20 protein-coding genes are annotated in these 20308 nt (G+C 72.3%); 13 read left to right on the top strand and 7 right to left on the bottom strand.

Going from position 1 to position 20308, the window contains the following annotated elements; genetic code table 11:
- Positions 1 to 80: 80 nt before the first annotated feature.
- From MWM08_RS25050 to MWM08_RS25035, 4 genes are all read right to left on the bottom strand, one after another.
- A complete protein-coding gene (locus MWM08_RS25050; protein WP_244457185.1) occupies positions 81 to 1271 on the bottom strand; it encodes a cupin domain-containing protein in 1191 nt (396 codons plus the stop codon).
- A complete protein-coding gene (locus MWM08_RS25045) occupies positions 1268 to 1705 on the bottom strand; it encodes a hypothetical protein (RefSeq protein ID WP_244457184.1) in 438 nt (145 codons plus the stop codon). Before MWM08_RS25045 ends, MWM08_RS25050 begins: the two co-directional genes overlap by 4 nt.
- Before the next feature lie 24 nt (positions 1706 to 1729).
- Positions 1730 to 2320, bottom strand: a complete 591-nt coding sequence (locus MWM08_RS25040) for a hypothetical protein (protein WP_244457183.1) — start codon at positions 2318 to 2320, stop codon at positions 1730 to 1732.
- Positions 2321 to 2450: 130 nt separating this feature from the next.
- The gene (locus MWM08_RS25035) at positions 2451 to 3047 is read right to left on the bottom strand and encodes a hypothetical protein (protein ID WP_244457182.1); all 597 of its coding nucleotides are present in this window, start codon (positions 3045 to 3047) and stop codon (positions 2451 to 2453) included.
- A gap of 290 nt (positions 3048 to 3337) precedes the next feature.
- Here MWM08_RS25035 and MWM08_RS25030 point away from each other — a divergent pair, with 290 nt between their 5' ends.
- The 5 genes from MWM08_RS25030 (at position 3338) to MWM08_RS25010 (ending at position 8303) form a co-directional block, all read left to right on the top strand.
- A complete protein-coding gene (locus tag MWM08_RS25030; RefSeq protein ID WP_244457181.1) occupies positions 3338 to 4303 on the top strand; it encodes a Bug family tripartite tricarboxylate transporter substrate binding protein in 966 nt (321 codons plus the stop codon).
- 10 nt (positions 4304 to 4313) lie between these two features.
- The gene (locus MWM08_RS25025; protein WP_244457180.1) at positions 4314 to 4820 is read left to right on the top strand and encodes a tripartite tricarboxylate transporter TctB family protein; all 507 of its coding nucleotides are present in this window, start codon (positions 4314 to 4316) and stop codon (positions 4818 to 4820) included.
- A 308-nt stretch (positions 4821 to 5128) separates the two neighbouring features.
- Positions 5129 to 6022, top strand: a complete 894-nt coding sequence (locus MWM08_RS25020; protein ID WP_244457179.1) for a PhzF family phenazine biosynthesis protein — start codon at positions 5129 to 5131, stop codon at positions 6020 to 6022.
- A 151-nt stretch (positions 6023 to 6173) separates the two neighbouring features.
- A complete protein-coding gene (locus MWM08_RS25015; RefSeq protein ID WP_244457178.1) occupies positions 6174 to 7670 on the top strand; it encodes a tripartite tricarboxylate transporter permease in 1497 nt (498 codons plus the stop codon).
- Positions 7671 to 8303 carry a flavin reductase family protein gene (locus MWM08_RS25010; protein WP_244457177.1) on the top strand — a complete coding sequence of 211 codons (633 nt, stop codon included), beginning with the start codon at positions 7671 to 7673 and terminating at the stop codon, positions 8301 to 8303.
- A 108-nt stretch (positions 8304 to 8411) separates the two neighbouring features.
- On the opposite strand, the gene MWM08_RS25005 is transcribed toward MWM08_RS25010, so the two are convergent.
- Positions 8412 to 9119: a lysozyme inhibitor LprI family protein gene (locus tag MWM08_RS25005; protein ID WP_244457176.1), complete on the bottom strand. Its 708-nt coding sequence runs from the start codon at positions 9117 to 9119 to the stop codon at positions 8412 to 8414.
- 107 nt (positions 9120 to 9226) lie between these two features.
- Here MWM08_RS25005 and MWM08_RS25000 point away from each other — a divergent pair, with 107 nt between their 5' ends.
- From MWM08_RS25000 to MWM08_RS24985, 4 genes are all read left to right on the top strand, one after another.
- Positions 9227 to 10435, top strand: a complete 1209-nt coding sequence (locus MWM08_RS25000; protein ID WP_244457175.1) for a CaiB/BaiF CoA transferase family protein — start codon at positions 9227 to 9229, stop codon at positions 10433 to 10435.
- 127 nt (positions 10436 to 10562) lie between these two features.
- On the top strand, positions 10563 to 11702 hold the full coding sequence (locus MWM08_RS24995) for an acyl-CoA dehydrogenase family protein (RefSeq protein ID WP_244457174.1): 1140 nt from the start codon (positions 10563 to 10565) through the stop codon (positions 11700 to 11702).
- Positions 11702 to 12727, top strand: a complete 1026-nt coding sequence (locus MWM08_RS24990) for an acyl-CoA dehydrogenase family protein (RefSeq protein WP_244457173.1) — start codon at positions 11702 to 11704, stop codon at positions 12725 to 12727. The genes MWM08_RS24995 and MWM08_RS24990 overlap by 1 nt, the downstream gene beginning before the upstream one ends.
- Positions 12724 to 13527 (top strand): crotonase/enoyl-CoA hydratase family protein, encoded by an 804-nt coding sequence (locus MWM08_RS24985; protein ID WP_244457172.1) that lies wholly within the window; start codon positions 12724 to 12726, stop codon positions 13525 to 13527. The genes MWM08_RS24990 and MWM08_RS24985 overlap by 4 nt, the downstream gene beginning before the upstream one ends.
- Before the next feature lie 3 nt (positions 13528 to 13530).
- Here MWM08_RS24985 and MWM08_RS24980 read toward each other — a convergent pair whose 3' ends face one another.
- A complete protein-coding gene (locus MWM08_RS24980; RefSeq protein WP_244457171.1) occupies positions 13531 to 14646 on the bottom strand; it encodes a PQQ-dependent sugar dehydrogenase in 1116 nt (371 codons plus the stop codon).
- A gap of 100 nt (positions 14647 to 14746) precedes the next feature.
- Between MWM08_RS24980 and MWM08_RS24975 the strand changes: the two genes are divergently transcribed.
- On the top strand, positions 14747 to 15580 hold the full coding sequence (locus tag MWM08_RS24975) for an SDR family NAD(P)-dependent oxidoreductase (protein ID WP_244457170.1): 834 nt from the start codon (positions 14747 to 14749) through the stop codon (positions 15578 to 15580).
- A gap of 76 nt (positions 15581 to 15656) precedes the next feature.
- Positions 15657 to 16118: an MmcB family DNA repair protein gene (locus tag MWM08_RS24970; RefSeq protein WP_244457169.1), complete on the top strand. Its 462-nt coding sequence runs from the start codon at positions 15657 to 15659 to the stop codon at positions 16116 to 16118.
- 83 nt (positions 16119 to 16201) lie between these two features.
- On the opposite strand, the gene MWM08_RS24965 is transcribed toward MWM08_RS24970, so the two are convergent.
- Positions 16202 to 17419: a patatin-like phospholipase family protein gene (locus MWM08_RS24965; RefSeq protein ID WP_244457168.1), complete on the bottom strand. Its 1218-nt coding sequence runs from the start codon at positions 17417 to 17419 to the stop codon at positions 16202 to 16204.
- Between the two features lie 380 nt (positions 17420 to 17799).
- Between MWM08_RS24965 and MWM08_RS24960 the strand changes: the two genes are divergently transcribed.
- Positions 17800 to 18846 (top strand): patatin-like phospholipase family protein, encoded by a 1047-nt coding sequence (locus MWM08_RS24960; protein WP_244457167.1) that lies wholly within the window; start codon positions 17800 to 17802, stop codon positions 18844 to 18846.
- Between the two features lie 4 nt (positions 18847 to 18850).
- Complete coding sequence (locus tag MWM08_RS24955) at positions 18851 to 20305, top strand: GntP family permease (RefSeq protein WP_244457166.1); 1455 nt, start codon at positions 18851 to 18853, stop codon at positions 20303 to 20305.
- Positions 20306 to 20308: the final 3 nt, after the last annotated feature.

Genomic DNA, 20308 nt, shown 5'->3' with positions numbered 1-20308 from the left:
CTCCGGTTTCCGTGACGTGCGACAGCCGGCGGCGGGCCATTCGGGCGCTCGGCACGAGCCAAGCGCGCCCGCCTTCGGCATCACGCGCCGGCGGGTTCGACCTCGAGCAACCCGACGCGCGCCAGGCGCCGGCAGAAGGCCAGCGCGCCGTCGCCCAGCGCCTCGGGCGTCGCGCCGTCCTCCAGCGCCTGCAGCCAGTCGCACTCGGCGCCGGTGAGTGTCTCGACACCGCCATACCAGCGCAGCGCGGCGCCGCCTTCGGGCAGCGGGACCAGCGTGTGGTGCATGCTGGCCGACAGGCGCAGCCGGTCCTGCGGCGCCGGCGCGCGGCCGTACAGCCCGCGCGCGGGCAGCGCCATGCGGTCGCGCGACAGGCGGTCCAGCGCCATCAGCGCGAGGCGGTCCGCCAGCCCCGGCCGGCGCAGCACATCCAGCGCCGCCGCCAGCCGCTGTTCCACCAGCGCCAGTCCGCCATCGGCCAGGCGCCAGGTCGGGATGGCGGTGCGTAGCGCGGGATCCTCGGCTTCCAGGTCGCCCAGCAGGGCGCGCAGCAATTCGCCGATCGCGGGTTCCATGAAACCGATGGTGACATGCAGCGACGGGTCGGCGCCGTCCTGCACCATGGCTTCGTGCATGACGCCGCGCGGCAGGTACAGCGCATCGCCGGGCGCCATCACCAGTGCATGGGGGTCGCCCTGCACCTCGGCATTGTTGGCCCAGGGCGTGTGCCGCGTGGGCGCCGGGTACGGGATGTGGTCCCACACCCGCCACGCCTTGCGGCCGGAGACCTGCAGCACCAGCACGTCATGCGTGTCGAAATGCACACGGAAGCCCTGCGCGCCGGGCGGCGTCAGGTAGATGTTGGCCTGCACGCCATGCAGGAAGGCCTTCTCGAGCCCCCGGCAGAAGCGCGCCAGCGGGGGATGGATCTCGTGGAACTGCGAGACGACCAGGGAGGCCCCGTCATCGTGGCGGGCCAGCAGGCGCGGCAGGTCGACGCGGTCGGAGCCTTCCTCGAGGTATTCCTCGTCCGGCACGCGGGCGCTGCCCTTGCGCGACCCGTCGGCCATCGACACGCGGGGCGCGCGCGCCGCATCGGTGCGCAGGAAGTCGTCGAGGTCGGCGATCGAGACCAGCCCTGCATAGCGACCCGGATCGTTGCCCGGCATCAGCCGCCAGGCGGTCGCCTCGCGCAGCGCGAGACCGTCTTCGAAGGGCATGGTGCCGAAGGCAAGGGACCAGGCGTCCTCGGCCAGGGTGGTGGTGGTCATCGTGATCCTCGTCCGCGCCCGGCGGCGTCGCGCGGGTCGCTGTCGGAAAAGCCGGTGCGCGGGCGTCCGCGTCCGGCGGCGTCGCGGGGGTCGCTGTCGGAATATCCGGTGCGCGGGCGGCCACGCCCCGCGCCGTCGCGCGGGTCACTGTCGGACTGGCCGGTGTAAGGTCGGCCACGGCCGGCGGCGTCGCGCGGGTCGCTGTCGGATTGGCCGGTGCGGGGGCGTCCGCGGCCCGCGGCATCGCGGGGGTCGCTGTCCGATTGGCCGGTATAGGGCCGGCCGCGCCCCGCCGGGTCGCGCGGGTCACTGTCGGACGTCCCGGTGCGCGGCTGTGCGGCGGCGGCCAGCGGCATGATCGTCGCGGCGGACGCCAGGAACACCATCAGCCGGCGCGCGAGCCGGCCACGATGCGATCCGTCATCCTCCGCCACGGTGCGGGCGCCGTGCGGCGCCGCTCAGCGCCAGCCGCGGCCGCGGCCGGGGGCGTCGCCCGGGTCGTTGTCGGTCACGCCGCGACCCTGCTGGCGCAGGCGCCAGCCGGTGCCGTAGCCCGACGGGTCGCCCGGGTCGCCGTCGTTGATGCCGGTATAGGCGCGCTGCTGGACCCGCGGACGGTAGCCGCCGCGGCCATTGCCCGGGCCGTCGCCCGGGTCGGCATCGGTGATTCCGGTGCGTGCGGGGCCGCGATAGCCGCCGCGGCCGAATCCGGGCCCGTCGTTCGGGTCGGCATCGGTGATGCCCGTGCCGCGCCGCGCGCCGCCACGCCCATAGCCGGGGCCATCGCTTGGGTCGGCATCGGTGATGCCGGTGCCGCGCCGTGCGCCGCCGCGGCCGTAGCCGGGCCCGTCGCCCGGGTCGGCATCGGTGATGCCGGTGCGGTACTGCACAGGGGTTGGTTCCAGCGCCTCGGCCGCTGGGGCGAGGGTCGTGACGGCGGCACTGGCAGCGGCCACGCGCAGCACCAGCAGGCGTCGGCCGAGCCTCGGTTCCGCGGGGTCTGGCGCCGCGTCCGCCTGCGGCGCCTGCGCGCCTTGCGTGTCGGTCATCGCTGGCCTGCTCCTTCCACCGCCGTCATCATCGGACTGCCGCGGCAGTTTCGGCAAGTCGCATGAAGGCATGGTGAGTGCCCTGGCTCACGGTGTGCCGCGAAACGCGCACCTGGCGCAGTGAAACGCTTCACCAGCCGCGGCCGCGCCCCGGTGCGTCGCGCGGGTCGCTGTCACTGACCTGGCGGCGATAGGTGCGCCCACCGCGCCCCTGGCCCGGGCCGTCGGAGGGGTCGGCATCGGTCACGCCAGTGCCGCCACGGGCGCGATATCCGCCGCGGCCCTGGCCGGGCCCGTCATTGGGGTCGGCGTCGGTCAACCCGGTACGTGCGGGGCCGCGATAGCCGCCGCGCCCCTGGCCGGGGCCATCGGAGGGGTCCGCGTCGGTCAGGCCGGTGCGGCGGCTGCCGGCATAGCCGCCGCGGCCCTGGCCTGGGCCGTCACCTGGGTCGGCATCGGTCAGGCCGGTGCGCGCGGGCGCATAGACCTGTGCGGGCGGCGCCACGACGCAACCGGCCAGCGGTGCCGCCGCCGCCCCCACCGCGGCAGTGCGCAGCACCAGCAACCTGCGGCCGAGCCGCGGCGCCTCGTCGTTACCGTTCATCCGGCGGTCCTTCCCCGTGTCCCCGGCCGAAGCTTCGGTGACGGTGCGTTGCCGCGCAAGCCGTGCGCGGGCGTCGTCGCGCGAGCGGCGCGGGTCGTCGGTCGCGCGAGCGGCGCGGGTCATCGGTCGCGCGAGCGGCGCGGGTCATCGGTCGCGCGAGCGGCGCGGGTCATCGGTCGCGCGAGCGGCGCGGGTCATCGGTCGCGCGAGCGGCGCGGGTCGTCGGTCGCGCGAGCGGCGCGCGGGTGTCAGCCGCGCAAACCGCGTGGCCGCGTCGCGGGGCAGGCCGGGCAGGCGTGTCGTGGAAAAGCCCGCCCCCCGGGGCGCCACGGTGCTGCCGCGCTTCCCCTGCTTCCCCTGGCCGTGGCACCGTCGCAGTATCGCGCCGCCCCGAGGAAACGACCGGAAACGCCATGACACATCGCCGCACGATCCTTGCCGCCACCGGCGCCGCCGCGCTGGGCCTCACGCCACGCCTGGCGCGCGCGCAGCAGCGCTTCGCCAGCATCTACATGTTCGTCCCCGCCGGCCCGGGCGGCGGGTGGGACGGCCTGGGCCGCGCGATCGAGCAGGCGGCCCGAGCCGCCAGCCTGGTCGGCACCTTCCAGTTCGAGAACGTGGGTGGCGCCGGCGGCACGGTCGGCCTGCCGCGCTTCCTGTCGCAGCGGCGCGGGCGGGCCGATGCGCTGATGGTGTCGGGGTCCGTCATGGTCGGCGCCACGCTGACCAACAAGACGCCCGTCACGCTGCAGAACACGGTGCCGATCGCGCGCATGACCGCCGAGGCCGGCGTCATCATCGTGCCGGCCAACAGCCCGATCCAGAACATCGGCCAGCTGGCGGACGCGCTGAAGGCGAACCCGCGCGCGGTATCGGTGGCGGGCGGTTCCGCCGGCGGGACCGACCACATCATCCTGGGGCTGATGCTGCAGAAGCTGGGGCGCCAGGCGCGCGAGGCGTCCTTCGTGGCCTTCCCCGGCGGCGGCCCCGCGCAGGCCGCGATCCTGGGCGGGCAGGTGACGGCCGGCATCTCCGGCTGGTCGGAATTCTCCGAACAGATCAAGGCCGGGCGCGTGCGCGCGCTGGCCACCACCGGCGAGACACGGCTCGATCCCGCGGTGCCCACGCTGAAGGAAAGCGGCATCGACGTGGTCGCGATCAACTGGCGCGGCGTGTTCGGCGCACCGGGCATCAACCCCACGCAGCGCCAGGCGCTGGTCGACCTGATGATCGCGATCCACGCAACCGAAGCCTGGCGGCGCATCCTGGCCGATCGCGGCTGGGAGGATGCTTTCCTGACCGGCGTGCCGTTCGAGCAGTTCCTCGAGCGCGACCGCGCCGACATGGAGGGGGTGCTCAAGGACCTCGGCCTGGCCTGAGGCCGCTGCGATGAAGGCCGGCGCGGCGCCGGACCTGGCGGTCGGCCTTGGTGTCGTTGGCCTTGGCGCGCTGGCGGGATGGCTGACCTGGGTAATCCCGACCACGCCGGTCTATGCCGTGGTGGGGCCGAAGCTGGTGCCGGCGCTGATCGCCGGCGCGCTGGTGGTGCTGGGGGTGCTGCTGGTGGCGGCGGCGCTGCGCGGCGGCTGGAGCGCCGACATCCCGGAGGTGGCGGAAGCCGGACCGCCGAACCTGGTCTCGCTCGCGTGGCTGTGTGGCGGGATGCTGCTGAACCTGGTGCTGATCGTGCCGCTGGGCTTCGCGCTGTCGGCGGCGATCCAGTTCGTGTGCACGGCGCGCGCCTTCGGCAGCCGCAGCCCGCTGCGCGATGCCGTCATCGCGCTGCTGGTCTCGCTTGGCGCCTTCTTCCTGTTCGTGGAGGCGCTGGGTGTGAACATCGGCGCCGGGCTTCTGGAGGGCGCGATTCTGCAGGCGCTGGGGCGCGAAGTCTCGTGAGCGAACGACGCCAGCGCGTGTGGCAATCGTTGGCGCAGCAGCGTCGGATCGCGCAGCGCTCCGGAAGCGCACGGCGCGACCGGACCAAACCCGCCCGCTGCCGCCAAAGCGCGAGTGCGTGGTACGGAGCGAAGCCCGCGGATGTCGCCGCCCGGCGCCTGCGGCCGCCCCAACATTCGGATCGCGCAGCGATCCGGGAGCGCACGGCGCGACCGCGCCCAGACCAGCCGTCGCCGCCCGCACGCCAGTGCATGGCGCGCAAGCCAAGCCGGCGGATGCCGGCGCCCGGCGCCTGAGGGCATAACAACATGCGCGCATTCCGATTCGTGACGGTGGATGTCTTCACCGACCGGCGCTTCGGCGGCAACCAGCTCGCGGTGTTCCCGGATGCGCGCGGGCTGACCGATGCCGAGATGCAGGCGCTGGCCGACGAATTCAACCTCAGCGAGACCACCTTCGTCCTGCCGCCCGCGCATCCGCAGAACAGCGCGCGCGTGCGCATCTTCAACCGCGTGGCGGAGATGCCCTTCGCCGGCCACCCCAATGTCGGCACCGCCTTCGTGCTCGGGCGCGAGGACGAGGCCGCCCCGCCCGCCTATCGCTTCGAGGAACCGGCCGGCTTGGTCGAGGTGGTGCTGGAACGCGACGCCGAGGGCCGCGTGACGGGTGCCGAGGTCGCCGCACCGCAGCCGCTGCGCATCGGCGCGCCGCTGCCCGCCGCGGTCGCCGCCGCCTGCGCCGGACTGGCGGAGGACGACATTCTCACCGCACGCCACGCGCCGGTTCTGGCGGCGGATGGCGGCAATCACCGCCTGCTGACCGAAGTCTCGCCCGAAGCACTGGCCCGCGCCACCCCCGACCTCGCCGCCTTCCGCCGCGCCGTGGCGGCGCATCCGGCCGAAACCGGCGGCTTCCTCTCGCTCTACATCTATTGCCGCGACGGGGCTGGGCTGCGCGCGCGGATGTTCTCGCCCCTGACCGGCACGGTGGAGGACGCTGCGACCGGCAGCGCCGCCACGCCGCTCGCGGGCTTCCTGCTGCATCTCGATGGCGGGGCCGAAGGCGCGTGGGACATCGTGCAGGGGGTCGAGATGGGCCGGCCGAGCCTGCTGCGCGCCTCGGCGCGGCGCATGCCCGAGGGCATCCGCGCGCGCGTCGCCGGGCGCTGCGTGCCGGTGCTGCGCGGGGAGGCGGTGCTTTGAAGGAAGAAAGGTCGGGGGAGGACACCTCCCCCGAATCCCCCTCCGTTTTCTGGCTGTTGGGAACCGATCTCCGACGTCAGTCTCCAAGTGACAAAAGAAGGAGGGGGTTCGGAGGAGTTCCCTCCCCCGACCTTCCTCCGAAAGGCATCTGATGGATTCGCTTTCGGGCCTCGCGCTGGGCTTCGGCAATGCGCTCACGCTCACCAACCTGGCCTGGGCGCTGCTGGGGTGTTTCCTCGGCACCGCGGTGGGCGTGCTGCCGGGGATCGGGCCGGCGCTGACCATTGCGCTGCTGCTGCCCATCACCTTCCAGGTGAGTGCGACCGGCGCCTTCATCCTGTTCTGCGGGGTGTTCTATGGCGCGATGTATGGTGGTTCGACCACTTCGATCCTGCTGAACACGCCGGGCGAGAGCGGGTCGATCATCACCGCGCTCGAAGGGGCGAAGATGGCGCGCAACGGGCGCGCGGGGCCGGCGCTGGCCACCGCCGCCATCGGGTCCTTCGTGGCGGGCACGGTGGGCACGCTCGGCATCGCCTTCATCGGGCCGGTCATCGTGGAATGGGCGCTGGTGCTGGGGCCGGCAGAATACTTCGCGCTGATGGTGCTGTGCTTCGTGACCGTCTCGGCGGTGCTGGGCAGCTCGGCGCTGCGCGGGCTGACGTCGCTCGCCTTCGGGCTGATGCTGGGGCTGGTGGGCATCGACCTGCAGACCGGACAGCCGCGGCTGACCTTCGGCGTGCCGGAACTGCTGGATGGCGTGAACGTGGTGCTGGTCGCGGTCGCGCTGTTCGCGGTCGGCGAGGCGCTGCACATGGCCTGGCGCTACCACGCCGGAAAGGCCGAGGTGCTGCCGGTGGGCAGCGTGATGCTGTCTCGCCAGGACCTGAAGCGGTCCTTCTGGCCCTGGATGCGCGGCGCCGGGCTGGGCTTCCCCTTCGGCGTGCTGCCGGCCGGCGGCACCGAGATGCCCACCATGCTGTCCTATTACGCCGAACGCCGCCTGGCGAAGCCGGAATTCCAGAAGGAATTCGGCACCACCGGCGCCATTGAGGGCGTCGCCGGGCCGGAAGCCGCGAACAACGCCGCGGCCGCTGGCATCCTGGTGCCGATGCTCACGCTGGGCCTGCCGACCAGCGCCACGGCGGCGATCATGCTCTCGGCCTTCCAGTCCTACGGCATCAATCCCGGGCCGCTGCTGTTCACCCAGCAGGCGGAGCTGGTCTGGACGCTCATCGCATCCCTGTTCATCGCGAACGTGATGCTGGTGGTGCTGAACCTGCCGCTGGTTGGGCTGTGGGTGCGCATCCTGAAAATCCCGGTGCCGCAGCTCTATGCCGGCATCCTGGTCTTCGCGACCATCGGCACCTACGGCATTTCCAACAGCGTGTGGGATTTGGTGATCCTGTACACGCTGGGCGTGGTCGCGATGTTCATGCGGCGCTTCGACTTCCCTGTAGCCCCCGTGGTGATCGGCATGATCCTGGGGCCGATGGCCGAACAGGCTTTGCGCCAGGCGCTGACCATCGGGCAGGGCGATTGGTCGATCTTCATCACGCGACCGGGCAGTGCCATCATCCTGGGCCTCGCATTGCTGGCGCTGGCTGGGCCGCGTCTGTGGGCGGCGTTCGCGGCGCGGAGGGGCTGAATGTTCTACGAACCGCGGCTCGGGCACGGCCTGCCGCATGACCCGTTCAAGGCCATCGTGGCACCGCGGCCGATCGGCTGGATCTCGACGGTGGATACGCAGGGCCGCGCGAACCTCGCGCCCTATTCCTTCTTCAACGCGGTGCATTCGCGCCCGCCCATGGTGATGTTCACCTCCGAGACGATGAAGCACAGCGCGGCCAATGCGATCGCGACCGGGGAGTTCGTGTTCAACCTGGTGCCGCGCGCGCTGTTCGACGCGATGAACGTGTCGTCCGGCGCGCAGCCTGAAGGCGAGAGCGAATTCGCCGCCGCGGGGTTGGAGGAGGCACCCTGCCGCATCGTGCGCGCGCCGCGCGTCGCGGCGTCTCCGGCGGCGCTCGAATGCAAGGTCGTGACGTCGATGCAGTTGCAGGACGTGGACGGTGCCGCGCTGCAGGGCTGGATCATCATCGGCCAGGTGGTCGGCGTGCACATCAACGAGGCGTATCTGCGCGACGGTCGCTTCGACACGCTGGCGGCACAGCCGGTGGCGCGCTGCGGCTACCGCGACTACGCGGCGGTGACCGACCTGTTCGAGGCGCTGCGCCCGACCGATGGCGGTGCCTATGCGGCGGGGCAGCCGGATCGGTAGAGCAGACCCCGATGACGCCGGCTCTCCTGGTCGGGTGAAGATGCCCGCGATACCAGAAGGCCAGAGGCGTTGCCGCGAACCAAAGCGGTCGGGACGGGCGCCCGCGGCCTACCCGCGCGCCGCACGCTGGCGCAGCGTCGCGCGCATCTCCTCCATCGTCTCCTGCAGGCAATCGAGCGGCACGCGACCCGCCGCCTGTGCGCAGGCCTCCCGGTCCGCCACGTAGCGCGCCAGCAGCGCCTCGATCTCGGTCAGCGCCGTGGGTTGGCTCGCGAAGCGTATGCGGGCCGCAGCAGCGTCGCGCACCACGGCGGCATCCAGGTCGCGCATCCCGGGCGTGGCACAGATGCGGGGCGCCGCCCAGCCATTGGTGGCCGGGCAGCTGACGGCCGCCAGCGCCGTCACGGCCGGTACGGTGGCGGGCGGCGGCTTGGCGGGGTCGGCCGCCGCAGCGGAACTGCTGTTGCCGGCGCCACCGCCGGCAGCCGCCGCCTCTAGGTCCCGTGCGCGCGCGCGCATCACGCGGCGCACGCAGGATTGCGCCTCGCGCGCCTGCGGGCCCTCGCAGGCGCGGCGTTCCGCCAGCCAGGCGCGCTGCTGCGCCTGCAACTGGGCGCGCTGCTCGGGCGTCGCGCGTTCCGTCACCGCTCGCCAGGCGGCGGCGAGGCGACGGTCGAGCTCCGCCAGGTCGGCCTGCGCGCAGATCTGGCGTTCATCCCAGGCGCGGGCGCGTGTGCAGTCGAAGGACGGCCCGCTGCCCTGCGCCAGGACCGGCAGCGGCAGGAGGATCAGCAGGGCAACCAGGATGCGCTTCATGCCCGGACGGCAGCACGGATGGGGGCGCGCCGTCCACCGTCGCGCGACGGGCTTTCCGCGCCGCCCATCCTGCGCCACCCTGCCGCCCGCGAGGAAACGGAGGATGCATGGCCGGGGCGCTGGATGGCCTGCGCGTGGTGGACCTGACGCGCGTGGTGGCGGGGCCGCTGTGTGCGCAGATGCTGGGGGACCTCGGCGCCGACATCGCCAAGGTGGAACGCCGCGGCGATGGTGACGACCTGCGCGCGCTCGGCCCGCCCTTCGTGCAGGGCAGCGAGGACAGCACCTATTTCGTCGCGCTCAACCGGAACAAGCGGTCCGTCTCGCTCGACTTCACGCAGCCGGAGGGTGCGGCGATCCTGAAGCGCATGGCCGCGCGCGCCGACGTGCTGATCGAGAATTTTCGCACCGGCACACTGGCGCGCTACGGCCTGTCCTACGACGACCTGCGCGCGGTGAATCCGCGCCTGGTCTATTGCTCCATCACCGGCTTCGGGCAGGACGGTCCCTATGCCGGGCGGTCGGGCTACGACTTCGTCGCGCAGGCCATGGCGGGACTGATGGAAGTGACCGGCGAGGCCGACGGCGCGCCCGGCGGCGGGCCGCAGCGCGTGGGCGTGCCGGTCGCCGACATGTTCACCGGCTTCGCCGCCACCGTCGCGATCCTGGCCGCGCTGCGCCACCGCGACGCGACGGGCGACGGCCAGCACATCGACGTGAATCTGTTCGAGACCATGGCATCGCTGATGCAGGCGCCGATGTCGTCCTGGCTCAACGCCGGTAAGCTGCTGCAGCGCAGCGGTAACGAGGCGACCGTCGCCGTCCCCTACGGCGTCTTCGACGGGTCGGACGCGAAATTCGTCATTGGCGTGCTGAACGACCGCGAATTCGTGCGGCTGGCGGAGGCTCTTGGCCATCCGGAATGGGCCGAGGACCCGCGCTTCAAGCGCGCGCGCGACCGCTCCGAACACCGCGCGGCGCTGCTCGACCGGATGCGCACGCTGCTGCGCACGCGCCCGCGCGCCGAATGGCTCGCGCGGCTGGAGGTGGCCAAGATCACCAGCGGGCCGATCAATACGGCGCGCGACGTCGAGGCGGACCCGCACCTGCAGGCGCGTGGCTTGGTCGTGGAACTGCCGCACCACGCCGGCGGCACGGTGCGCGTGCCGGGGTCGCCGCTGCATCTCGGCACGACGCCGCCCACCTACCGGCACGGAATCCCGGCGCCGGGTGGGGACAGCGATGCGGTGCTGGCGGAATTCGCGGGCATGACGGCGACGGAGATCAGCACCGCACGCGCCGCGGGGATCGTGTGATGCGCGACAGAGACGCGCGGGGGAGGGAACTCCCCCGGATTCCCTCCTTTTTTTGGCATTTGGGGACTGACGCGGACAGGCGGCGCCACATGTCTGCCGCGGTGCGCGAACATGAGGGAGGCGCGGCATGACGGGGCTTCGTTTCGACCTGCGGGATCCACCGCACGGCGCGGCGGCACTGCGGGCCGAACTGCGCGCCTTCATCGCCGAACACGAACACCGATGGACCCCGGAGGTGCGCGCGCGATCCTGGATGGGATTCGACCGCGACTTCACCCGCGCGGTCGGTGCGCGCGGCTGGATCGGGATGTGCTGGCCGAAGCAGTATGGCGGCGCGGAACGCAGCTTCCTCGAACGCAACATCGTGCTCGAGGAATTGCTCGCCGCCGGCGCGCCCGTGGGCGCGCATTGGATCGGTGACCGGCAATCCGGCCCGCTGATCCTGCGCCTGGGCACGGATGCACAACGTGCGAAATTCCTGCCGGGCATCGCGCGCGGCGACCTCGCCTTCTGCATCGGCTTGTCGGAACCGGATTCCGGTTCCGACCTGGCATCCCTGCGCACGCGTGCTGACCGTACCGACACCGGCTGGCTGCTCAACGGCCGGAAGATCTGGACCACCTTCGGCCACCTCTGTGACTGGATGATCGCGCTGGTCCGTACCTCCCCCGCGCCCGAGGGCGGATCCCGCCACCAGGGCCTGTCGCAGGTGCTGGTGGACCTGCGCGCGCCGGGCGTGACCATCCGCCCGATCCGCGACCTGGTCGGTGAGGAAGGCTTCAACGAAATCACCTTCGACGACGTCCGCCTGCCGCCCGACGCTCTGGTCGGCACCGAGGGCGCGGGCTGGGCGCAGGCCACGTCGGAACTCGCCTTCGAACGCAGCGGCCCGGATCGCTACATGTCCTCGCACCCGCTGCTCGAAGCCGGCATGGCCGCGTTGCGCGACGACCCCGCGACGGCCCCCGCGCTGGGGCGGGAAGTCGCACGGCTCTGGACGCTGCGCGCCATGTCCACCGCCATCGCCGGCATGCTGCAGGACGGCGCCGACCCGGTGCGCCAGGCGGCACTGGTGAAGGACCTCGGCAACGACTTCGAACAGGCGCTGCCCGGCGCGATGCGCGCGCTGCGCGACGTGGACGACATGCCCGAGCCGATGCGCCGCATGCACGCCTACCTCACGCAGATCACGCCCACCTTCTCGCTGCGCGGCGGCACGCGGGAGATCATGCGCGGCATCATTGCCCGCGAACTGGGGCTGCGCTGATGATCGGCGACGAACTGGCCGACCAGCTGGCCCGTGCGCTCAGCGATGCGTCGGACGTGGCCACCCTGCGCGCCGCGGAATCCGGTGCCTTCCCGCAGGCGGCGTGGGATGCGCTGGACGCGCTCGGCCTCGGTGCTGCGCTGGTGCCGGACGCGCGCGGCGGCGCCGGGCTTGGCTTCGCCGAAATCGCACCGCTTCTCGAAGCGCTTGGCCGCGCCGGCGCGCCCGTACCGCTGGCGGAGGGCATCGGCGCCGCCGCGCTGCTCGCTGCGGCTGGGATCGATGTCCCACCGGGCGTCTTGACCTTCGCCGCCGCCGGCGTGCCCGTCCCGTGGGGCCGCCACGCCGCACATGTGGTCGTGGTGGACGGTGCGCGCGTCGCGCTGCACGCCGCGGCATCGCTGCGCTGGCGCGAAGCCATGAACATCGCCCGCGAGGCGCGTGACACGCCAACGATGGCTGCGCCCATCGCCGAGGGCACGCTGCCCAATGCCTGGGGGAATGACGCGGCGCGCGCGCTGACCGCGCTGCTGCGCTCCGCTCAGATCGCCGGCGCGCTTCAGGGTGCGCTCGCCCTCGCGGTGGACCACGCCAATACGCGCAAGCAGTTCGGTCGCCCGATCGGGCGCTTCCAGGCAGTGCAGCAGCAACTGGCCGTGTTTGCGGCGGAGACCTCCGCCGCCTCCGTCGCCGCCGCCGCGGCCGCGCGCGCCGCCGATGCGCGCGGCCTGGCCGACGCTGCCTTCGAGATCGGGTGCGCCAAGGTCACGGCAGGCGAAGCGGCGGCGAAGGGGGCCGCGATCGCGCACCAGGTCCTCGCCGCCATGGGCATCACCGAGGAACACGCGCTGCACCACCTCACGCGCCGCCTGTGGTCGTGGCGCGACGAAGGCGGGTCCGAGCGCTTCTGGTCCGCGCGCATCGGTGCGCTTGTTCAGGGCGCGCCGTGCGGCGCGACCGTGCAATCCACGCCCGGCCCACTCTGGACCTTCCTCACCTCCCGCGACCAGGAACCCGCCGCATGACCGACTTCCTGCGCATCGAGCGCGACGGCCATATCGTCACCCTCACGCTGAACCGGCCGGAGAAGCGCAACGCCATTTCCAGTGCGGAGGAATGCGCCGAGGTCGCCGAGGCCTGCCGCACGCTGAACCGCGACGAAGGCGTACGCGTCGTGATCGTCACCGGCGCTGGGTCCTCGTTCTGTGCCGGCGGCGACCTCAAGGGCATGCGCGACAAGACCGGCATCACGAAGGGCGAGACCGGCGCGGAGATCCGCGAATCCTATCGCCGCGGCATCCAGATGATCCCGCTCGCGCTGTACGAGATGGACATCCCCACCATCGCCGCCATCAACGGCCCGGCGATCGGCGCGGGGCTCGACCTCGCCTGCATGTGCGACATCCGCATCGCGAGCGAGACCGCGCGCTTCGCGGAATCCTTCGTGAAGGTCGGGATCGTGCCCGGCGATGGCGGCGCCTACCTGCTGCCGCGCGTGGTCGGCATGTCCAAGGCGCTGGAGATGTCGCTCACCGGCGATGCGATCACGCCGGCGGAGGCGCTCGCCTGCGGCCTCGTCTCCAAGGTCGTCGCCCCCGACGCGCTGCTCGCCGCCGCGCGCGACATGGCCGCGCGCATCGCCGTCAATCCGCCGCAGGCCGTGCGCCTGACCAAGCGCCTGCTGCGCGAGGGCCAGCACATGCGTCTGTCCACGCTGCTGGAAATGTCCGCCGCCTACCAGGCGCTGGCCCACGGCACGCGCGACCACCGCGAGGCAGTAGACGCAATGCTGGACAAGCGTGCGCCGTCCTTCGAGGGGCGCTGAGCGTTACGCCGGGTCCAACCGCAGCACCACGCCATCGGGCGAATCGACCAGCAAGTAGACACGCCCATCCGGCCCCACCAGCACGCTGCGCATGCGTGCCAGGCCGGTCAGCAGGCGTTCCTCGCCCACCACGCGGTCGCCATCCGTCGTCAGTCGCACCAGCCCTGGCGTGTTCAGCGCCGCCACGAACAGGGAGCGCTGCCAGCCCGGAAACGCCGCGCCGTCGTAGAAGGCGATGCCGGACGGGCTGATCGGCGGCGCGAAGACATGGATCGGGTCCTCGATATTCGGCGCGCTCACGTCGCGCGATATGCGCGGGCCCCAGTATTCGCGCCCGTGGCTGACCACAGGCCAGCCGAAATTGGCACCGCGGCGGACGACGTTGATCTCGTCCCCGCCGCGCGGGCCGAATTCGGCCTCCCACAGGCTGCCGGTCCAGGGGTTGAAGGCGAGACCCTGCGGATGGCGATGGCCATAGGACCAGATCTCGGGCCGCACGCCCTGCTGGCCCACGAAGGGATTGTCGGCCGGCACGCGCCCGTCACGCGTCAGGCGGATCACCTTGCCCGCCAGGTCATCGAGGCGCTGCGCGCGCGCTCGCTCGTTGCGTTCGCCGGTGGACAGGTACAGGTGGCCGTCGCGGCCGAAGGCGATGCGGCAGCCGTAGTGGTTGCGCCCGCTCGCCTGCGCCGGCGTCGCGTCCAGCACGCGGCGCAGGCCGGTCAGCGCATCGCCGGCGGGCGACAGGCGCGCGCTGACCAGCCGCGTCAGCGCCCCGCCCTCGACCGCGGCCGACTGGCACAGGAAGATCTCCCGCGTGCGGGCGAAATCGGGTGCGATCGCGACATCGAGCAAGCCGCCCTGCCCGCCGCCCTCGACCTGCGGCACGCCGCCCAGCGGTGCAGAGACGCGCCCATCCGTGCCGATGCGCCGCAGCCGCCCGGGGCGTTCCGTCACCAGCATCGAACCGTCCGGCAGGAAGGCCCCGCCCCAGGGAATCTCGAGCCCCTGCGCGAACTTCACGACGCGGAAGGTCGCGCGTTCGGAGACGACGGGCGCATCCTGCGCCGCGGCCGGCGCGGCGAGGAGCATGAGGGCGATCAGGGTGCGACGGAACATGCCGCAGGAGGTGGCACCGTCCCGCGCCGCGCGCAACCGCCCGGCTTCCGCATCCGCGAATCCCGGTGCAGGCTCCGTGCAACAACCGAGGAAACGGCACATGCAGGACAACACGCGCTTCGATGGCCGCGTCGCCATCGTGACCGGTGCGGGCTCGCGCGAGTCGGGCACCAACACCACCACCATCGGCAATGGTCGCGCCATCGCGGCGCTGCTGGCGCGCCGCGGCGCGCGGGTGCTGCTGCTGGATGTCACGCAGGACTGGCTGCGCGGCACGGAGGCGATGATCGCGGCCGAAGGTGGCACCTGCGCCGCCGCGGTGTGCGACGTGGCCAGGCCCGCCGATTGCGCCGCGGCGGTGGCGCATGCCGTGCGCGAATGGGGCCGTGTTGACATCCTGGTGAACAACGTCGGCATCTCCGGCCCGCCTGGCGATGCCACCGTGGTCGACGACGAGGCCTGGGACCACGCCATGCAGGTGAACGTGAAGTCGGTGATGCTGATGGCGAAATATGCCGTGCCGGAGATGCGCCGGCAGGGCGGCGGCGCGATCGTGAACCTGGCGTCCGTCGCCGGGTTGCAGGGCGGGCACCCGGGCCTGCTCTATGCCACCACCAAGGGTGCGATCGTGCAGATGACGCGCGCCATGGCCGCGCATCATGGCGGCGACCTGATCCGCGTGAACGCGGTGGCGCCCGGCTATGTCTATACGCCCATGGTCGCCTCCCGCGGCATGAGCGAGGAGCTGCGCCAGCAACGGGCGACGGCCGGGATGCTCAAGGTCGAGGGCAGCGCCTGGGACGTGGCGGAGGCCGCCTGCTTCCTCGCCTCCCCCGCGGCGCGCTGGATCACCGGCGTGACGCTGCCGGTCGATGCGGGGCGGTCAGCCGGCAATGTCGGCGCCACCCCGAAGCCGAGCGGCCTGACGCGCTGACCGGCCGGGGCACCAGCCCGCGGGCTGGCGTCACGCACGCTTGACCTGTGCGCGAACGAAGCACGAACATGGTGCCATGGACGCGCCCGCCCGCACCCTTGCCGTCACTCGCGCCGCGATGCGCTTCTGCGTCCTGCGCGGCTGGGCGCCGGTCGAACAGGTGCCGCTGCCCGATGGCCGCCGCGCCGACATCGTTGCCCTGCTGCCGTCCGGCGACTTCGCCATCCTGGAAGTGAAGTCCTGCGCGCGCGACTACCTGTGCGATGCGAAATGGGCGGACTACCGCGCCTGGTGCGACCGGCTGTTCTTCGCGGTCGACCTCGATTTCCCGCAGGACCTCCTGCCGCCTGACGCCGGCCTGGTGGTCACCGAACACCGCGACGCCGCCCTGCTGCGCGACGCGCCCGAACACCGCCTGGCCCCGGCGCGCCGGCGTGCGCTGCTGCATCGCCTGGCGTGCCTCGCGGCGGGGCGGCTCGCCGCGTTGTCGGACCCGGCCGGCGCGGCCGAACTACGCGCCGCGTTACGGCTGGAATAGAGCCGGTCCCGATCGGATGGGATCATCCCATCGGGTGACGATGCTGCCGAAGGCAAAGGGCCGGCGGCGGTGCTGGCCAGGCGTCACGGCCGCGACGCGCTCAGGTCGATCGACCCGAGCGGACGCAGCGATTCGATCCAGCCATTCCCGCTGCGCCCCTGCGCCTCGCCATAGGCGAACAGCGCCCGCATGTAGGCGGTCTCGAAGGGCTGCTCGCGCGTCGCGGTGAAGTTGGGGCCGATATAGGCCAGGCGGAAGCGCACGCCGTCGCGCTGCGCCGTCAGGTACACACGCACGATGTCGTTCACTGCGCTGAAATGCAGCAGCGTGGACGCGGCGCGCCCCGTGATCGACAGGATCGACCGGTTGGTGGTGGACCATTCGGTGTCGAGCCGCCCGTTGCGCACCACCCAGGCGGTGCGTTCGCGCGCGCGCGGGCCGTCCTGCGCCCGCAGGTCGATCCCCGGGGGGTACAGGAACAGCTGCAGCGCCGCGCCGCCGTCCACGTGCATCTCCTGGTAGCGCCGGCCGCCGGCCTCGACATCGAACAGCACCGGCGGGAAGGCGCCGGGGATCGACGCCGATGCGAGCAGGATGCGCCGCATCAGGTCCAGCGCCTCGGGCCGGCCGCTGGCGGCGATCGCGCCGATATTCCAGAACACCGGCCGCCCCAGGTCGAGGTTGGTGGTGCCGATCAGCAACAGCCGCCCGCGCCCGTATTCGCGCGCGATCGCGGCCATCATCGCCTCGTTCACGTGGCGCTCGATCAGGCGGTACAGCGGCGAGGTGTCGGCCAGCGCCTCGCCGAACAGCACGGCCCGGATACGGTTGCCGAAGATCAGCACGTCGCCGGGCGCGACATCGGTGAACACCTCGCGCAGCGGCGCGTCGTAGTCGGGGCCGAGGAAGGCGAAGGGCGCGATCAGCGCGCCGGCGGACACGCCGGTGACCAGGTCGAAGGACGGGCGCCGGCCAGATGCCGTCCAGCCGACCATCAGGCCCGCCCCGAAGGCGCCGTTGTCCCCCCCGCCCGACAACGCCAGCATGTTCGCCGGCGGCAGGCGGCCGCGCGCCGCGCGCGGCAACGCCGCCACCTGACGGTCCTGCGCCAGCCGCCATTCGCGCACCAATGGCGCGGGGTCGCCATCCAGCCAGAAGCGCGCATTGGACAGGCCCAGGATGGGCAGCGTCTCGGTCGCGGCGAGCGGCGGCGGATCGAGCCGCGCGATGTTCCCGCATCCGGCCAGACCCAGGACGAGCAGGGACAGCAGCCACAGTCGCCGCATCGCGGGAAGGCTCATCGGGCAGGTGCTCCAGCCGGCATCGACCGCCCCGACCGCTGCCGGCGCGCGAGCGTCGGCGTACCCTAGAGCAGATCCCGATCGGGCGGAATCGTTCGATCGGATGAGGATGCGCGCGAAACCAAGCGACTAGGGACGTTGATGCACGCCAACATGCCCTGAATCGGCTTCAGGTTCCGTGCGACGCGCGGCGGGACGCCGCGGCAGCGCACCCCGCCCGGCCGGGCGGCACCTGGTCCGGCCGGCACAGCCCTGGGACGCCAGATCAGCCGCGGTGATTTCCTCTCGCCGGAGAGTGGTCTAGTGTCCGCCCGCATTGTGCGATGCAGCATGCCGCGCATGCCCGCGCGCCACGACGGCCCGCAACCGGAGACTGGACCATGGCCAGGAAGCCCACCCGCGGCCCCGCCGGGCGCGACCCTCTGCTGATCGACCTCGCGCTGCAGGGCGGCGGCAGCCACGGCGCCTTCACCTGGGGCGTGCTCGACCGCATGCTCGAGGAAGGCTGGATCGAGATCGAGGCCGCGTCCGGCACCTCGGCCGGCGCGATGAACGCGGCGGTGCTGGCGCATGGGCTGATGGATGGCGGGCCCGACGGCGCGCGTGCCGCGCTCGCCACGTTCTGGAAGAAAGTCTCGGACGCGGCGGCGCTCAGCCCGCTGCGGCGCGGGCCGCTCGACGTGCTGCTCGGGCGCTGGACGCTCGACAATTCGCCGGCGTATCTCGCGATGGACATCGCGACGCGGGTGTTCTCGCCCTACGACCTCGACTTCGGCATGCCCAACCCGCTGGCCGCGATCCTGGCCGAGGTGGTGGATTTCGAACGCCTGCCGCGATCCCCGGTGAAGCTGTTCATCACCGCGACCAACGTGCACACCGGCCGCCCGCGCGTGTTCCGCAACCACGATGTCTCGCCAGCCGCGCTGATGGCCTCGGCCTGCCTGCCCATGATGTTCCAGGCGGTCGAGATCGACGGCCAGGCCTATTGGGACGGTGGCTATTCGGGCAACCCGACCATGACGCCGCTGATCGACGAATGCGTCTCCGACGACACCGTCATCATCGGCATCAATCCGGTGCAGCGCCCGGGCACGCCCAAGACGGCGCGCGACATCCTCAACCGGTTGAACGAGGTCGCCTTCAACGCCGTGCTGCTGAAGGAACTGCAGATGATGGCGCTGCTGCGCTCGGTTGCCGACCCGGGCAACGAGAAGACCGCGCATTGGGCGCGCATGCGCGTCCACCTGGTGCAGAGCGCGATGCTGGCCGACCTCGGCGCGTCGTCCAAGCTGAACGCGGAGTGGGACTTCCTGACCATGCTGCGCGACGAGGGCCGGCGCGCCGCCGATGCCTTCCTGGCCGCCCATGGCGATGCCCTCGGCAAGCGATCGACGCTGCCGATCGAATACCTGCTCGAGAAGGTCTGACACCATGGGGCTGCTCGGCATCCTGGCCGGCCTGGCGCTGCTGGTCGCCCTCGCGTATCGCGGCTGGTCGGTGCTGCTGCTGGCACCCGCCGCGGCGCTTGTCGCGGCGGCCTTCGCAGGCGAACCGCTGCTGGCGCACTGGACCGAGACCTTCATGAATTCCGCCGCGCGCTTCGTCGCGCAGTTCTTCCCGCTGTTCCTGCTGGGGGCGCTGTTCGGCAAGCTCATGGAGGATACCGGCGCGGTTGCCAGCATCGCGCGCTGGATGACCGCCACGCTGGGGCCGAAGCGTGCGATCCTGTCGGTGGCGCTGGCCGGCGCGGCGGTCACCTATGGCGGCGTGTCGCTGTTCGTCGCGATCTTCGTGCTCGCACCCATGGCCGCGGCGCTGTTCCGCGAGGCGGGCATCCCGCGCCGCCTGATGCCAGGTGCGATCGCGGTAGGCGCCTTCACCTTCACCATGTCGGCCATGCCGGGCACGCCCGCCATTCCGAACGCCATCCCGATGCCCTTCTTCGGCACCACGCCCTTCGCCGCGCCGGGGCTCGGCATCATTGCCTCGGCTATCATGCTCGGCTTCGGGCTGTGGTGGATGGCGCGGCAGGAGGCACGCGCGCGCGCCGCCGGGGAGGGTTTCGGTGACGATGTACCGGTCGCGGTCGATGCCGTGGCGGACGACCCGATCATCCGCGAGCGCGCCAGCACCGCGCGCGAATTCGACCCCGCCGAGATGCACCGCAGCGAACCCACGCAGCGCGACCTGCCGGTCATGCTCGCGGCCCTGCCGCTGGTCGTGGTGGTGGCGGTCAACCTGGTCATGTCGCTGGTCGTACTGCCCAGAATCGACGCGGCCTTCCTGGCGGAACCGCGCTTCGGCGGCACCACGCTGGCGGCGGTGGCGGGTGTGTGGTCGGTGGCGGTGGCGCTGTTCGCGGCGATCCTCGTGCTGCTGGCGGTGGCGGGGGCGCGGCTGCCCTCGCTGCGCGCGACGATGGATGCGGGGGCCAATGCGTCGGTGCTGCCGATCTTCTCGGTCGCATCGCTGGTCGGCTTCGGCGCGGTGGTGGCGGCGATGCCGGCCTTCGAGGTCGTGCGCGACTGGGTGCTGGGCATCGGCGGCGGACCGCTGGTCTCGCTGGCGGCGGCGACTACCATCCTGGCGGCGCTGACCGGCTCCGCCTCGGGCGGGTTGACCATCGCGCTGGATGCGCTGGGGCCGACCTACATGGCGCTGGCAGCGCAAATTGGGCTCGACCCCGGCCTGATGCACCGCGTGGCCGTGATCAGCGCCGGCACGCTGGACGCGCTGCCGCACAATGGCGCGGTGGTGACGCTGTTCGCGGTCTGCGGCGCCACGCACAAATCCAGCTACCTGGACATCGTCATGACCACGGTGGTCAGCGCCATGCTCGCGCTGGTCGTCGTGATCGTCCTGGGCAGCCTGGTCGGATCTTTCTGAGGC

The sequence above is a fragment of the Roseomonas fluvialis genome, assembly GCF_022846615.1.
GTDB lineage: Bacteria > Pseudomonadota > Alphaproteobacteria > Acetobacterales > Acetobacteraceae > Neoroseomonas > Neoroseomonas fluvialis.
The sequence above is the reverse complement of the archived record's forward strand: the minus strand, read 5'-3'. Positions and strand labels throughout refer to the sequence as shown.

Bases quoted from the DNA above. Each gene is read 5' to 3' on its own strand.
- MWM08_RS24975 (WP_244457170.1), top strand. From the start codon at position 14,747: ATGCAGGACAACACGCGCTTCGATGGCCGCGTCGCCATCGTGACCGGT.
- MWM08_RS25020 (WP_244457179.1), top strand. From the start codon at position 5,129: ATGCGCGCATTCCGATTCGTGACGGTGGATGTCTTCACCGACCGGCGC.
- MWM08_RS24995 (WP_244457174.1), top strand. From the start codon at position 10,563: ATGACGGGGCTTCGTTTCGACCTGCGGGATCCACCGCACGGCGCGGCG.
- MWM08_RS25005 (WP_244457176.1), bottom strand. From the start codon at position 9,119: ATGAAGCGCATCCTGGTTGCCCTGCTGATCCTCCTGCCGCTGCCGGTC.
- MWM08_RS25040 (WP_244457183.1), bottom strand. From the start codon at position 2,320: ATGACCGACACGCAAGGCGCGCAGGCGCCGCAGGCGGACGCGGCGCCA.
- MWM08_RS24985 (WP_244457172.1), top strand. From the start codon at position 12,724: ATGACCGACTTCCTGCGCATCGAGCGCGACGGCCATATCGTCACCCTC.
- MWM08_RS25030 (WP_244457181.1), top strand. From the start codon at position 3,338: ATGACACATCGCCGCACGATCCTTGCCGCCACCGGCGCCGCCGCGCTG.
- MWM08_RS25000 (WP_244457175.1), top strand. From the start codon at position 9,227: ATGGCCGGGGCGCTGGATGGCCTGCGCGTGGTGGACCTGACGCGCGTG.
- MWM08_RS25025 (WP_244457180.1), top strand. From the start codon at position 4,314: ATGAAGGCCGGCGCGGCGCCGGACCTGGCGGTCGGCCTTGGTGTCGTT.
- MWM08_RS24960 (WP_244457167.1), top strand. From the start codon at position 17,800: ATGGCCAGGAAGCCCACCCGCGGCCCCGCCGGGCGCGACCCTCTGCTG.
- MWM08_RS25050 (WP_244457185.1), bottom strand. From the start codon at position 1,271: ATGACCACCACCACCCTGGCCGAGGACGCCTGGTCCCTTGCCTTCGGC.
- MWM08_RS24965 (WP_244457168.1), bottom strand. From the start codon at position 17,419: ATGAGCCTTCCCGCGATGCGGCGACTGTGGCTGCTGTCCCTGCTCGTC.
- MWM08_RS25010 (WP_244457177.1), top strand. From the start codon at position 7,671: ATGTTCTACGAACCGCGGCTCGGGCACGGCCTGCCGCATGACCCGTTC.
- MWM08_RS24980 (WP_244457171.1), bottom strand. From the start codon at position 14,646: ATGTTCCGTCGCACCCTGATCGCCCTCATGCTCCTCGCCGCGCCGGCC.
- MWM08_RS24955 (WP_244457166.1), top strand. From the start codon at position 18,851: ATGGGGCTGCTCGGCATCCTGGCCGGCCTGGCGCTGCTGGTCGCCCTC.
- MWM08_RS25035 (WP_244457182.1), bottom strand. From the start codon at position 3,047: ATGACCCGCGCCGCTCGCGCGACCGACGACCCGCGCCGCTCGCGCGAC.
- MWM08_RS24990 (WP_244457173.1), top strand. From the start codon at position 11,702: ATGATCGGCGACGAACTGGCCGACCAGCTGGCCCGTGCGCTCAGCGAT.
- MWM08_RS25015 (WP_244457178.1), top strand. From the start codon at position 6,174: ATGGATTCGCTTTCGGGCCTCGCGCTGGGCTTCGGCAATGCGCTCACG.
- MWM08_RS24970 (WP_244457169.1), top strand. From the start codon at position 15,657: ATGGACGCGCCCGCCCGCACCCTTGCCGTCACTCGCGCCGCGATGCGC.